The sequence below is a fragment of the Rhizomicrobium sp. genome (assembly GCA_037200385.1).
Lineage (GTDB): Bacteria > Pseudomonadota > Alphaproteobacteria > Micropepsales > Micropepsaceae > Rhizomicrobium.
On sequence record JBBCGL010000001.1, the window covers coordinates 3276765 to 3291142 of the forward strand.

12 protein-coding genes are annotated in these 14378 nt (G+C 67.3%); 1 reads left to right on the plus strand and 11 read right to left on the minus strand.

What is annotated here, in order from left to right; genetic code table 11:
• The first annotated feature begins 111 nt into the window (after positions 1-111).
• Positions 112-675 (plus strand): cob(I)yrinic acid a,c-diamide adenosyltransferase, encoded by a 564-nt coding sequence (locus WDM91_15555; GenBank protein ID MEI9996011.1) that lies wholly within the window; start codon positions 112-114, stop codon positions 673-675.
• Here the strand turns inward: WDM91_15555 and WDM91_15560 are convergent.
• From WDM91_15560 to nusA, 11 genes are all read right to left on the minus strand, one after another.
• Entirely contained in the window at positions 672-977 is a 306-nt protein-coding gene (locus WDM91_15560; GenBank protein ID MEI9996012.1) for a hypothetical protein, read from the minus strand. The two genes, WDM91_15555 and WDM91_15560, sit on opposite strands and share 4 nt — an antisense overlap.
• Positions 978-1349: 372 nt before the next feature.
• Complete coding sequence (gene pnp, locus WDM91_15565; protein ID MEI9996013.1) at positions 1350-3488, minus strand: polyribonucleotide nucleotidyltransferase; 2139 nt, start codon at positions 3486-3488, stop codon at positions 1350-1352.
• Between the two features lie 174 nt (positions 3489-3662).
• On the minus strand, positions 3663-3929 hold the full coding sequence (gene rpsO / locus WDM91_15570; protein ID MEI9996014.1) for a 30S ribosomal protein S15: 267 nt from the start codon (positions 3927-3929) through the stop codon (positions 3663-3665).
• A gap of 15 nt (positions 3930-3944) precedes the next feature.
• Entirely contained in the window at positions 3945-4850 is a 906-nt protein-coding gene (gene truB / locus WDM91_15575) for a tRNA pseudouridine(55) synthase TruB (protein MEI9996015.1), read from the minus strand.
• Positions 4851-5076: 226 nt separating this feature from the next.
• On the minus strand, positions 5077-5796 hold the full coding sequence (locus tag WDM91_15580; GenBank protein ID MEI9996016.1) for a class I SAM-dependent methyltransferase: 720 nt from the start codon (positions 5794-5796) through the stop codon (positions 5077-5079).
• A gap of 93 nt (positions 5797-5889) precedes the next feature.
• Positions 5890-6330, minus strand: a complete 441-nt coding sequence (rbfA, locus tag WDM91_15585) for a 30S ribosome-binding factor RbfA (GenBank protein MEI9996017.1) — start codon at positions 6328-6330, stop codon at positions 5890-5892.
• Between the two features lie 8 nt (positions 6331-6338).
• On the minus strand, positions 6339-7850 hold the full coding sequence (locus tag WDM91_15590; GenBank protein ID MEI9996018.1) for a sulfotransferase: 1512 nt from the start codon (positions 7848-7850) through the stop codon (positions 6339-6341).
• Positions 7851-7854: 4 nt separating this feature from the next.
• Positions 7855-9507, minus strand: a complete 1653-nt coding sequence (locus WDM91_15595) for a sulfotransferase (GenBank protein ID MEI9996019.1) — start codon at positions 9505-9507, stop codon at positions 7855-7857.
• A gap of 54 nt (positions 9508-9561) precedes the next feature.
• A complete protein-coding gene (gene infB / locus WDM91_15600) occupies positions 9562-12123 on the minus strand; it encodes a translation initiation factor IF-2 (GenBank protein ID MEI9996020.1) in 2562 nt (853 codons plus the stop codon).
• Positions 12120-12761, minus strand: a complete 642-nt coding sequence (locus WDM91_15605; protein MEI9996021.1) for an RNA-binding protein — start codon at positions 12759-12761, stop codon at positions 12120-12122. The genes infB and WDM91_15605 overlap by 4 nt, the downstream gene beginning before the upstream one ends.
• On the minus strand, positions 12758-14365 hold the full coding sequence (nusA, locus tag WDM91_15610; protein ID MEI9996022.1) for a transcription termination factor NusA: 1608 nt from the start codon (positions 14363-14365) through the stop codon (positions 12758-12760). Before nusA ends, WDM91_15605 begins: the two co-directional genes overlap by 4 nt.
• Between the last annotated feature and the right edge of the window lie 13 nt (positions 14366-14378).

The following is a 14378-nucleotide window of genomic DNA, read 5'->3' on the forward strand; positions in this document are numbered from 1 at the left end:
GCGGCGCCGCAACGACCGTTTTTCTTCAAGGATTTCAATCGGCTGCGGGGTTCCCGGGCGGGCGCATACGGACGGGGTGACGGCGCCGGCGCCGGCGGCCTATCCTGTGTCATGGTCACATTGAATCGCATCTATACGAAGACGGGCGACAAGGGCGAAACCGCGCTGGGCGACGGCACGCGCCGCCTCAAGCACGACTTGCGCGTCGCGGCCTATGGCACGGTGGACGAGACCAACGCCGCGATCGGCGTCGCGCGGCTGGCGGCGAGCGGCGCGCTCGACGCCATGCTCGGGCGGATCCAGAACGACCTGTTCGACCTGGGCGCCGACCTCGCCGCACCGGAGGACGGCCGGCGCGGGGCGACGCGTTTGCGCATCCTCGACAGCCAGGTCGAACGGCTGGAGCGCGAGATCGATGCGATGAATGAGAATCTGAAACCGCTCGATTCGTTTGTTCTACCGGGCGGCACGGCGGCGGCGGCGCATCTGCACCTGGCGCGCGCCATCGCGCGGCGGGCAGAGCGGCTGATCGTCGAGCTGGCACAGGTCGAGACGGTGAGCGGCGCGGCGATCCGCTACATCAACCGCTTATCGGACCATCTGTTCGTCGCGAGCCGCTTCGCCAATGACGGCGGCGCCAAGGACGTGCTCTGGATCCCGGGCGCCAACCGTTAGGCGACGTCCGCCGTGCGGCGGCCGAACAGGAAGGCGAGGATGATGCCGGGCACGCCGGTCACGGCCCAGCCCGGAAGGCCGAACAGCCAGGCGATGGCCTGGGCGAGAAGGCCGGGAAGATGCGCCGTGCACCACGCATGGAACGCAGTCACCGCCGACTTGTCGAACAGCGCCCAGACCTGATCCAGCGAACGGACCACGACCTTGCCGCCGTTTTCGAGCGACGTGACGACGTCCGCGCCGAGCAGCATCAAAGCCGACACGACGAGAATGAGACTAAGCAACCGCAACACGACGAACATGGCGCACCCCGACACCGACCCCTTGGAACCACGCTAGCGAGGGGTTTTGCGGCGCACAAGCGAGGTTACGTGCGGTTAACCATCATTCGCGGCGGATGGTTTCCGGCTGTCGCTTTCATGTCGCGGCACTTGCGCAAATGCGCGGCAGGCGCGCCCGCAACTTAGGCAGACGTCGCATTTTCGGCGGCGAGATGCGCTTCGCATAGAGCTGAATCACCGCCAACCGTCATGCCCGGCACAAGTCCGGCGATGACGAGATTTGATAAAATCCGCTCGAGCCACCCGATGCCGATCACGCATCGGCGCGCAGCGGCAAGAAAAAAGCCGCCCGCGGCTTTCCGCGGGCGGCTCTCGTTTCTTGGACTTCGAAGCTTATTCCGCCGCCGGAGCGTCGGTCTTCTGCTTCTTGGAGAGGTCCTCGCCGGTGGTCTGATCGACCTGCTTCATCGACAGGCGGACCTTGCCGCGATCGTCGAAGCCGAGCAGCTTGACCTTCACGGCCTGGCCTTCCTTGACCACGTCGGACGGCTTGTTGACGCGCGCGGAGGCCAGCTCCGAGACATGCACAAGGCCGTCCTTGGGACCGAAGAAGTTCACGAAGGCGCCGAAGTCCATGACCTTGACGATCTTGCCGTCATAGATCTCGCCCACTTCGGGCTCGGCCACGATGCCCTTGATCCACTTCAGCGCCGCTTTGATCGACTCGCCGTCGGCCGACGCGATCTTCACCGTGCCGTCGTCCTCGATGTTGATCTTGGCGCCGGTCTTCTCGACGATCTCGCGGATCACCTTGCCGCCCGAGCCGATCACTTCGCGGATCTTGTCGGTCGGGATCTTGATCTGCTCGATGCGCGGGGCATGCTCGCCGAGCTCGGCGCGGGCGCCGGTCAGCGCCTTGTTCATCTCGCCCAGGATGTGGATGCGGCCGTCCTTGGCCTGACCCAGCGCGACGCGCATGATCTCCTCGGTGATGCCGGCGATCTTGATGTCCATCTGCAGCGCGGTGATGCCGTCTTCGGTGCCCGCGACCTTGAAGTCCATGTCGCCCAGGTGATCTTCATCGCCCAGGATGTCCGACAGGACCGCGAAGCGCTCGCCTTCGAGGATGAGGCCCATCGCGATGCCCGCGGTCGGCTTCTTCAGGGGAACGCCGGCGTCCATCAGCGCGAGGCTGGTGCCGCAGACGGTCGCCATCGACGACGAGCCGTTCGACTCGGTGATCTCCGACACCACGCGCAGCGTGTAGGGGAACTCCTCCTTCTTGGGCAGCATCGGATGGATGGCCCGCCAGGCGAGCTTGCCGTGGCCGATGTCGCGGCGGCTGGGGGCGCCCATGCGGCCGGTCTCGCCGACCGAGTAGGGCGGGAAGTTGTAGTGCAGCATGAAGTTCTGCTTCACGGTGCCTTCCAGCTGGTCCATGAACTGCTCGTCCTCGGCGGTGCCGAGCGTGGTAACGACCAGCGCCTGGGTCTCGCCGCGGGTGAACAGCGCCGAACCGTGGGTGCGCGGCAGGATGCCGACCTCGGCCACGATCGGACGGACCGTGGTCAGGTTGCGGCCGTCGATGCGCGTCTTGGTGTCGAGCACCGCGCCCCGCATGATCTTGGCTTCCAGCTCGTGGAACAGGTTGCCGAATTCCTTGGCCGAAACCTTGCCGTCGCCTTCGCCGACGAAGTACTCCGCCGTCTTCTTCTTGATCTCGGCGATGCGGTCGCGGCGTTCGAACTTGATCGGGATCTGGAACGCACCGGCGAGATTGATGCCGGCGACCTTCTCGATCTCCATCGCCAGCACATGCGTGCCGACCTCCGGAACCGGACGCGGCTCCTTGGCGCCCTTCTCGGCCAGCCGGATGATGGCGTTGATCGCGTGCTGCATCTCGCGGTGACCGAACATCACGGCGCCGAGCATGACCTGCTCGCTGAGCTCCTGCGCTTCGGATTCCACCATCAGCACCGCGTCGGCGGTGCCGGCGACGGTGAGGTCGAGCTGGGAGTTGACCATGTCGTCGATCGGCGGGTTCAGCTTGTATTCGCCGTCGATATAGCCGACGCGCGCGGCGCCGATCGGGCCCATGAAGGGAATGCCCGAGATGGTCAGGGCGGCGGAGGCCGCGACCATGCCGACGATATCGGGATCGTTCTCCATGTCGTGGCTGAGGACCTGCACCACGACCAGCGTTTCGTTCTTGTAGCCTTCGGCGAAGAGCGGACGGATCGGGCGGTCGATCAGGCGCGAGATCAGGGTCTCACGCTCGGTCGGGGCGCGCTCACGCTTGAAATAGCCGCCCGGGATCTTGCCGGCGGCATAATAGCGTTCCTGGTAGTTCACGGTGAGCGGGAAGAAATCCACGCCCTCGCGCGGGCTGTGCGCGCCCACGACGGTGGCGAGAACGACGGTCTCGCCATAGGTGGCGAGCACCGCGCCGTCAGCCTGGCGCGCGATCTTGCCGGTTTCGAGCGTCAGCGTTCTGCCGCCCCATTCGAACGATTCCTTGTGTACGGTAAACATCTTCAGTCTTCTTTCTTCGTCTGCCGCAGCCGGATCGCCGCGCGCAGTTTGCACCCGGGCCTCATTGCCCGGCGTGCGGATGCATTCCTCGGCCCATGCCTTGGAACGCGCAGACACGCGCGCCCGCGACCATCGCGAGCGCACGCGAAACATGTTTGAATGCGACTCGGCCGCTCAGCGACGCAGGCCCAGCCGCTCGATGAGCGACGTGTAGCGCGCCACGTCGGTCGCCTTGACGTAGTCGAGGAGCTTGCGGCGGGTCGAGACCATCTTGATCAGGCCGCGGCGCGAATGGTTGTCCTTCGCATGCGTCTTGAAGTGATCGGTCAGGTTGTTGATGCGCTCCGACAACACGGCGACTTGGACTTCGGGCGAACCGGTGTCGCCTTCCGTGATGGCGTATTGCGCAACGACTTCTTTCTTGCGTTCAGGCGTAATCATTCGGCGTCGGGTCCTTCAGAGGTTGAAAACACGGAACGGACGGAGCTCGCCGCTTGCGAATTCCGCCAGTGCCACCGGTTCGCCCTCAGAGGTCTGGAGGAAAACCGTGAGCCCTTGAAGATCGCCGTCCTGGGGTTGGCCTTCCGCGATCCGCGCGAACTGGGTCGCGCGGATCAGGATCGGATTGCCGCTACGCAGACGGACCGCATCCGGGCCCGTGACGGCCAGCGCCGGGATGCCGTCCAGCGCGGTCGCAATGGGCCTCAAGTGCTCAAAAGCGGCGGGAATATGCACAGAACCCCCCTCCCTGGCTAGGGGGACGGCCATTTCTTCGGTGAAGCCGCCCACCCGGGTGCGCCGCAGGGCCGAGACATGGCCCAAAGTCCCCAGCGCCAGGGCAATATCGCGCACCCAGGATCGGACGTAAGTCCCTTTGCCACAACGGATTTCGAACTCGGCATGGTCCGGATCCGAGATGCCGAGCAAGCGCGCCTCATAGACTTGGACCGTGCGAGCGGCGAGTTCCACGGCAGTCCCCTCGCGGGCCAGGTCATAAGCCCGCTCGCCCTGGACCTTGATCGCGGAGTAGGCGGGCGGCACCTGCAGGAGGGCGCCGGTGAAGCGCGAAAGGACGGCTTCGATCGCCTCCCGGCTCGGCCGGACCTCGGAGGCGCCGGTCACCTTGCCTTCGGCATCGTCGCTGTCGCGGCCCTCGCCCCAGCAGGCGGTGAAGCGATAGGTCTTCTCCGAATCCATCGCATAGGGGACGGTCTTGGTCGCTTCGCCCAGCGCGATCGCGAGCACGCCCGTGGCCATGGGATCGAGCGTGCCGGCATGGCCGGCCTTCTGGGCGTCGAAGATGCGGCGGACCGCACCGACGACCTGGGTGGACGTCATGCCGAGCGGCTTGTCGACGATCACCCAGCCATGGACGGGCTGGCCTTTTTTGCGGCGTGCCATGCGGCGCGCTTCTGCCAAGGGGGCGAGGGGAAAGCAAGCGGCAGGAATCGAAACCAGAGGGTTGTCATGGCCCGCGACTGCGGGCCATCCAGGTGACGCAGACTCTATTTCGCCGATTTCGCTCTACGCCCAACTGGGTGACCCGCTCTCCGGCGGGCCATGACAGTGAGAATGTATCGGACCGCGCCTAAACCCGCTCCAGCCTAAACGCGATGATGCCTTCTTCGCCTTTCACATGCGGGACCTCGTCCAGCATCGAGGCGTAGAGATTGTGGTCTTCGCGGACGCCGAAGACGCGGATGTCGTGGGGCTTGAACTCAGGGCCGAATTTCTCCGCGATGCTTTCGTCCAGCCAATGCGGCTCGGTCGGCGTCGGGGCATGACCGAACTCGACGATGACGAGGATGCGGCCGGCCGGCGCGGTCACGCGCTTGAGCTCGGCGATGGTCGCGTCGACATCGTCGACATGGTCGAGGCTGTTGAAGGTGGTGACGATGTCGAAATGGCCGTCGGCATACGGGATCTTCTCCGACGGCGCGGCGCAATAGGTCATCTGCTGCCGGTCGTCCTCCACCAGCTTGCGATAGGCGTCCGCCAGCGGATCGAGACCGACGCGCTCGGCCGCGCTGTCGGCCCATTCGAGGCTGCCGCAGGGGCCGCAGCCGATGTCGAGCACCGCCTTGCCGGCATAGTCCGCCTTGGTCAGGCCGAAGAAGGTGGTGAAGAAATGCTCGTAATGCGCCCGCTCATGCGCCTGCTGCGCCTTGTTGTTTTCCATGGTGGCGGCGACGCCGCGCCAATAGCGCAGCTCGTGATATTCCTTGTATTTGAGCTGAGCGGCCTTGGGCAGGACCGAGAGGGCCGAGTTGAGCAGCACCTTGGCGGTGGGCTTGAGCGAAGCGAGCATGGCAAATCCTTCCGCGCCTGTGTCGAACCGGGACGGGGGCCCGTCCTTCGCGTGTCGCCATGCAAGCCGGCGGCCATCCCGGAACGGGACGTTTCAGGCTTCGTCGTCGCCGCCCGGCGTGTCGCCGTCTTCGGCCTTCAGGTCCTGCTGGACGCGGCTGGATTTGAGGATGGTTTCGATCTTCTGGGCTTCCGCGAAGGACTCGTCCTCGACGAAGCGCAAATCCGGCGTGAACTTCATCGCGATCTGGCGGCCCATCTCGCCGCGCAGATAGCCTTTGTGCCGGTTGAGCGCCGCGATGATCGGCTTGGCGTTCTGGCCGCCGAGCGGCTCGCAGAACACCGTCGCATAGCGCATGTCCGGCGACGGCTTCACCTGGGTGATGGTCACCGAAACGCCGATCAGGTCGGGATCGCGGATGTCGCCGCGGCGCAGCACGTCGGCCAGCGCGTGCCGCAGCATCTCGCCGACCCGGAGCTGGCGCTGGGTGGGACCGTTGCGCGCATCGTTGCGGCTGGAGGGGTGGCGCGACATGGTTTCTCCTATGCGTCTGCGTAGCCCAGACGATCGATCCACGGTCGCAGGACCGGAATCACGCTCTCGAGCTGCGCCTGGTAGCGCCGCCATTGCCCGGGCCCTTCGGCCGACAGGCCGTGGGCAAGCTGGGGGCCGCTCGGCGTCTTGATGTCGCGCCGGCGCGCGGCGAAATCTTCCAGACCGGCGGTCCAGGGCAATCCGAGAAAATCGCAGATCCGCCGGGTCTGGGCCGCAAAATCGGCAAGCAGATCCTCGTGGCGCAGTTCGAGGACCGGCAAGCCGAGCGTCCTGCGATAGATCTCCGCCAGGCGCATCACCGCGTCGTAATAGCCGGCCGTGCGCGCGAGCGTCGTCAGCTCGTACATGGTCTGCGACATGGCGATGCGGCGGCGGAAGGCGCTGAGCACCACGTCGCGCGGATCGCGCAGCGCCAAAAGCACCTTGGCTTGCGGGAACAGCCGCGCCGCGACCGGGAGAAACGCGAGGTTCAGCGGCATCTTGTCGACGAAGACCCGCCGGTCGCGCCGCGCGCCGGTCTGTTGCCAGTAACGCGCACGCAATTGCGCCGTCTCGCCGGCGGACAGCGCGGACAGCCGCGCGAGACCCGCGCCGTTGGCGACGAAATCCCTGCCGACGTCGAACAGCGCGTCGGACTCCTCCAGCGTCTCGATGTCGGGATGACCGGCGAGCACCTGCTCCAGCAGTGTGGTGCCGGAGCGGGGAAAGCCGACCAGGAAGACGTGCAGAGGCGTTTCGGCGCGGCCCTCCACAGGCTGCGCCGGTGCCGCTTTCTCGAACGCGCGCGCCAAACGATCAGCCTGCGCGCGCGCCGTTTCCACGCCCGGCTGCGCGAAGCGCGGCGCGAACCGCTCCGCCAGCAGATGGCGCGCCGTGGTGTAGGCGGCGAACGCCTCGGACGGCGTGTCGAGACCGTCGAGCGCATCGCCCGTCAGCGTATAGGCGAGCGAGCGGTTCACCGGACTGATCGTCACCGCATCGAGCAAAGGCCGCAGCCCGTCGCGCGCGGCCTGGAACTGGCCCTCCGCGAGATCGGCGCTCGCCAGCGCAAGCCGTGCGGCCGGCAGATTCGACAGCGCCAACGTGCGGCGGGCGAAATCGCGCGCCGCCGTCCAGTCGCCGCGACGCACCGCGAGACCGGCGAGTCGCGCGAGCGCTTCCGCATAGGCCGGCTTCACCGCCAGGGCGCGCTCGAGCATCGCAGCCGAATCCCGCAGCCGGCCGACCTCTTCCAGCGCGGCACCCTGGTTGAAGAGCAGTGCGGCAGAATCCGGTGCGAGGGCGAGCGCCGCGTCGAACACCGCCACCGCCTCGCGCGCGCGGCCGAGTCCCGTCAAGCAGGCGCCGAGCCGGTTGAGGACCTGGAGATCGTCCGGCGCCAGGGCGCGCGCCCGTTCCAGCGCGGCCAGCGCGACGCCGGCACGGCCGGCGGCCATCGCGGCATCGGCTTCCGCCAGAACCTGTTGCGCCGGCCCGGGCGTCACTGCGCGTCCGCTCACCGGTTCAATCCTCATAGCCGAAGCGCGCGGCCCAGGGCGCCAGCAGCGGCAGCACGTCTGCCATCGGCTGCGCATAATGCCGCCAAGCACCGACACCCTCTTCGCTCACGCCCTTCGCGATCTGGCCGCTCGACGGCGTGTCGACCGCGCGCGCCCGGAGGCGCTCGGCGACCTGCGTCATGCCGGCGGTCCAGGCGAGCCCCAGCCGGTCGCACAGCGCGCGAACCTGTGGCTCGTAATCGGCGACGAAATCCTCGTGCCGGACATCGTGCCAATCCAGGCCGAGCTGCTCGCGATAGGCGGCGCAGGCGCCCATCACCACGTCGTAATAGCGGGCCGCGCCGTCCAGCGTCACCAGTTGGTACATCTGGTTCGACATCGCGAAGCGACGGCGGAAGCAGGAGAACACGACGTCGCGCGGATCGCGCAGCGCGAACAGGATCTTCGCCGTCGGGAAGAGCTTCGCCACCAGCGGCAGCAGCAGCGCATTGAGCGGCAGCTTGTCGACGAAGACCCGCCCTTTGGCGTCCAGGCCGGCCGCCGCGGCGCGTTTCCAATACATCTCGCGATATTGCGCGGCCATCGCCGGCGTCAGCGCCGCAAGCGTGTCGAGATCGGCCGGACTGCGCGCGAAGGCATGGGCCGCATCGGCGAGCAGATCGCGCTCCTCGCTCGTCACCACGTCGGGATGGCCGGCCAGGGTCTGCTCCAGCAGCGTCGTGCCCGAGCGCGGGAAGCCGACCAGGAAGACATGGCCGAGCACGCCATCCTGTGCGCCGGCGGCGCGATCGGCCGCCCAGGCCTCGGGCGCCGCCTGCTCGAAATACCGCCGCAGCATCTGCGCGCTCTGCAGGGCGTGGTCCGCACCGAAGCTGGGGGCATAGATCTGGCGCAGCAGGTCGCCGGACGCCGCATAGGCCTCGAAAGCCGGTGTGTATTGCCCGGCGCCGTCCAGCGCATCGCCCAGCAAGCCGCTGGCGATGGCGCGGTTGACGTTGCCGAGTTCGGGATCGCGCAGCAGCACCGTGAGCCGGGCGATCGCGGCCTCGAACCGGCCGAGCGCGACCTCGGCCATGGCGGACGCCAATCGCCCGAGCGCATCGCGCGGATTGGCGGCGAGCGCGCGTTCGGCATAGCCAAGCGCCAGCGCGTGCCGGCCGCGCATCGTTTCCGCATAGGCGAGCCGCGACAGCGCATCGGGGTAATTCGGCTGCAGCGTCGCCGCGCGCTCGAAATCGGCATGGGCGCGACCGAGATCGCCCAGACCCTCGAACGACAAGCCGCGATTGTAGAAGGGCGGCGCGAAGTCGGGGAACGCGGTGATCGCCGTATCCAGCGCGCCGATCGCGTCGCGATATTCCTGCAAGTGATTGTGGGCGACGCCCAGGAGATTGAGCAGATTGGCGTCCTGCGGCGCCATGGTCAGGCCGTTGCGCAGCAGCGCGATGGCTTCGCGGTAGCGGCCCTGCGTCAGGTCGCGATAGGCGAGCAGGTTGAAGAACCCCGGATGGCCGAAGCCCTCCTTGACCGCCCGCTCGGCACCGGCGACGGCGCGCGGCATGTCCTGCGCCCTTATGGCGGCATCGACCTCGTCCGCCAGCCGCTTGAAGCGCGCGGCACGGTTGGGATCGGCTGGACCTCTCGTGATTTCGACCATCGGCCTGACCTGCGCGCGGGCGGCGCACCGGGACCGGACCATCGCAGCGGCGCGCTACAGCGCGCGCTGGATGGTCTCGACCTCGAAGCACTCGATGACGTCGCCCTTCTTCATGTCCTGATAGTTCGCGAAGGCCATGCCGCATTCCTGGCCGGTCTGGACCTCACGCACTTCGTCCTTGAAGCGCTTGAGGGTGGAGAGCTCGCCTTCGTGGATCACGACGTTGTCGCGGATCAGGCGGACCTTGGCGCCGCGGCGCACCACGCCGTCGGTGACGCGGCAGCCCGCGACCTTGCCGACCTTGGAGATGTCGAAGACCTCCAGGATCTCGGCATTGCCGAGGAACTTCTCGCGCACTTCCGGCGCCAGCATGCCCGACAGCACCGCCTTCACGTCGTCCACGACGTTGTAGATGATGTTGTAGTAGCGGATGTCGACGCCGTCGCGCTTCGCCCGCTCGCGCGCAAGTTTATCCGCGCGGACGTTGAAGCCGATCACCGCGGCGCCCGAGGCGTGCGCCAGGATGACGTCGCTCTCGGTGATGCCGCCGACGCCGGCCTGCAGGATCTGCGCCGCGACCTCGTCGGTGCCGAGCTTGGCGAGCGAGCCCTGGATCGCTTCCGACGAGCCCTGCACGTCGGACTTGATGACCAGCGGCAGCAGGCGCTTCTCGCCCGAATCCTTGGTCTTGAGCAGCTGGTCCAACGTCTGGCGCGACGAGGACGCCTGGCGCGCCTCTCGGCGCTTGCGCTCGCGATATTCGGTGACCTCGCGGGCGCGCGCCTCGTTCTCCACCACGACCATCTCGTCGCCGGCTTCCGGCACGCCGGAAAGGCCGAGCACTTCGATGGGCGTCGCGGGGCCGGCCGTCGGCACGGTCTCGCCGCGGTCGTTCTGCAGCAGGCGCACGCGGCCCCATTCCGAACCAGCCACCACGATGTCGCCGACATGCAGCGTGCCGCGCTGGACCAGCACGGTCGCCACGGGACCGCGGCCGCGGTCGAGCTTGGCCTCGATCACCGTGCCTTCGGCGGTGCGATCGGGATTGGCCTTGAGGTCGAGCAGTTCGGCCTGGAGCAGGATCGCTTCCTCGAGCTTGTCGAGGTTGATGGCCTTGGTAGCCGAGACGTCGATGGCAAGGGTCTCGCCGCCGAGCTCTTCGACCTGGATCTCGTGCTGCAGCAGCTCGGTCTTGACGCGCATCGGATCGGCGTCGCCTTTGTCGACCTTGTTGACCGCCACGATGATCGGGACATGCGCCGCCTTGGCGTGCGCGATGGCCTCGACGGTCTGCGGCATGACGCCGTCGTCCGCCGCCACCACCAGGATGACCAGATCGGTGACCTTGGCGCCGCGGCCGCGCATCGCGGTGAACGCGGCATGGCCCGGCGTGTCGAGGAAGGTGATCTTCTGCCCGCCACGCAGCTGCACCTGGTAGGCGCCGATGTGCTGGGTGATGCCGCCGGCCTCGCCCGCGACCACGTCGGTCTTGCGCAGCGCGTCGAGCAGCGAGGTCTTGCCGTGGTCGACATGGCCCATGACGGTGACGACCGGCGGGCGCGAGATCATGTGCTCCGCGTCGTCGTCGCCGCCCTTGAGGCCTTCGAGCACGTCGGACTCGGCGACGCGTTTGACGGTATGTCCGTATTCGGCGGCCACCAGTTCGGCGGTGTCGGCGTCGATCACGTCGTTGACCGTCGCCATATGGCCGTTCTTCATCAGCACCTTGATGATGTCGACCGAGCGGCGCGCCATGCGGTTGGCAAGCTCCGCCACCGTGATGGTTTCCGGAATGATGACTTCGCGCGGGCCGGCGGGGCCGGCCGGCTGGGCCTGAACGCCCTTCACGCGCTGGAGATGACGGCGATAGGAGGCGACCGAACGCATGCGCTCGTCGTCGCCCGACAACGCGCGGGTCACGGTCAGCTTGCCGCGGCGGCGATTGTCCTCGCCGATCTTCTTGGCCGGCGGGGCCTTGGCGGGCGTCTTCACGCCTTTCTTGGTCGTCGCCTCTTCTTCTTCCTCTTCGACCGGACGGCGGGCGCGCGCGGCTGCGGCGGCCGCAGCAGCGGCGGCCGGCGTCGCGGGTGCCGGCGCGGCGGCGGGCGCAGCGGCGCCTTCCTGCTTGGGCTCGCGGCGCGCGACTTCCTCGTCGGCATGGCGGCGCAGTTCGGCTTCCTGGGCCTTGCGCGCATCTTCCTCCGCCTTGCGGCGTTCGGCGGCGGCGCGTTCGATCTTCAGCTTCTCTTCTTCGGCGGCACGCAGGCGGGCCTCTTCCTCGGCGCGCTTGCGGGCTTCGGTCTCATAGACGCGGGCATCGGCGAGAGCGGCGCCGCGGCGGGCCTTCTCCTCCTCGGTCAGCTGGCGCAGCACGACGCCGCGCGGCGCGGAAGGCGGCGGTGCGGACGGCGCCGGCGCGGCGGCCGACGGCTTGACGGGCGCCGCCGGTGCTTTCGGCGCGACAGGCGCCGGGCCCAGCGTGCGCTTCTTCTCGACCACGACCGCCTTGGTGCGGCCATGGCTGAAGCTCTGCTTGACGGTCGAGGTCTCGACCTTCTTCAGGGTCAGCGGCGTCCGGCCGCCCGGCTTCTTCGTGGTGTCGTTCGTATCGCTCATACGTCTCTTTCATCGTCCCGAACGGAACGAAAACCGCGAAGCCGTCCGGCATCGAAGCTCAACCGTTCCTGAAGGCGCCCGGATTTAAGGGCTGCATGTATCACATTCTCGCGCCCCACCGCCAAGCCGATTTCGGCGGAGGTAAGGCATTCAATCGTCTCGATTTTCAGCCCGCGGGCATGGCTCGCGCCGAACAGCTTGCGCTTGCCGTCGGCGGCGCCGTCGGAAGCTTCGAGCAGGGCCGCAGGGGGTTCCGCCGACTGGATCTGCTTGAGGACATTGTCGAAGCCGAACAGGATCGCGCCGGCGCGCCGCGCCAGGCCGAGATCGGCCGACATCCGCGCCACGAGCAGTTTCTCGACACGCTCCGCCAGGTCGGGCGCGACCTTGACCTGTGCCTTCGCCGCCTTGGCGAACAGGTTCTTCTTCGCCGCGAGCGCGACGGAGGCGGCATCGGCGCCGACCCAGATGCCGCGGCCGGGCAGGATCGCGGCGACGTCCGGCGTGACCTCGCCATCGGGCGCTATGACGAAGCGGATCAGGCCGCCCTCCGGCAAGACCTCTCCGCGGACGATGCAGCGTCTCTCACGCATGGCATCGTCCTCGTCGTTCATCGCGATGGCGACCGCCGAACTCAAGCCTGTTCTTCCTCCGTCCCTTCGGTCTCTTCGGCTGCAGCCGCCTCGGGAAGCTCTTCGATCCAGCCCGCCTTGACGCGCGCCTTCATGACGATCGCGTTGGCGTCTTCGTTGCTGAGATTGAAGCCTTCGAGGGCGCCCGGAACGCGCACGCGCTCCTTCTCCTTGTTGACCTCGTAATAGCCGAGCAGGTCGTCGGTGGCGCAACCCGCCAGGTCCTCGAGCGACTTGATGCCGGCCTCGCCGAGCGCGACCGCCATGCCGGCGGTGACGCCTTCGACTTCGAGAACATCGTCCTCGACGCCCAGTTCCTTACGCTTGTCGTCCATTTCCTTGTTCTTCGCCTCGATGAATTCGAGCGCGCGCTGCTGCAGCTCGGTTGCGGTTTCCTCGTCGAAGCCTTCGACGGAGGCAAGCTCGTTCAACGGCACATAGGCCACGTCCTCGATGGTCGCGAACCCTTCCGACGCCAGGAGCTGCGCCACGGTCTCGTCGACGTCGAGCGATTCCATGTACAGCTTGGTGCGTTCGGTGAATTCCTTCTGGCGGCGCTCCGATTCCTCGGCCTCGGTCAGGATGTCGAGCTGCCAGCCGGTGAGCTGCGACGCAAGGCGGACGTTCTGGCCGCGGCGGCCGATGGCGAGAGACAGTTGTTCATCCGGAACGACCACCTCGGTCCGGTGCGTGTCCTCGTCGAGCACGACCTTGGAGACCTCCGCCGGCGCCAGGGCGTTGACGATGAAGGTCGCCGCTTCGTTGTTCCACGGGATGATGTCGATGCGCTCGCCCTGCAGCTCCTGCACCACGGCCTGGACGCGCACGCCGCGCATGCCGACGCAGGCGCCGACCGGATCGATGCTGGAATCCTTGGAGATCACCGCGATCTTGGCGCGGCTGCCCGGATCGCGCGCCACGGCGCGGATCTCGATGATGCCGTCATAGATCTCCGGCACTTCCTGCGCAAAGAGCCGGACCATGAACTGCGGATGCGAACGCGAAAGGAAAATCTGCGGCCCGCGGGTCTCGCGGCGCACGTCGTAGATATAGGCGCGGATGCGGTCGCCGGCGCGGAAATTCTCCCGCGGAATCATCTCGTCGCGGCGCACCACGCCCTCGGCGCGGCCGAGGTCGACGACCACCGAGCCGAACTCCGAGCGCTTGACGATGCCGTGCACGATCTCGCCGATGCGGTCCTTGTACTCGTCGAACTGGCGCTCGCGTTCCGCGTCGCGCACTTTCTGCACGATCACCTGCTTGGCGTTCTGCGCATTGATGCGGTTGAAGTCGACCGGCGGCAGGGTCTCGGCGATGATGTCGCCGACCTGGGCGGCAGGGTTGCGGGCGCGCGCATCGGCCAGCGAAATCTCGGTCTTGTCGTTGTCGACCAGCTCGACGACGTGCAGATAGCGCGAGACATGGGTCTCGCCGGTCTTGGGGTCGATGTCGACCTTGATGTCGTTCTCGCTGCCGTAATGGGCCTTGGCGGCGCGCTGCATCGCCTCTTCCATCGCGGTCAGAACGACCTGCTTGTCGATCGACTTGTCGCGCGCGACCGCGTCCGCGATCTGCAGAAGCTCGGTCCGGTTGGCGGCAATGGTGGCCATGATGGTTCTCTCT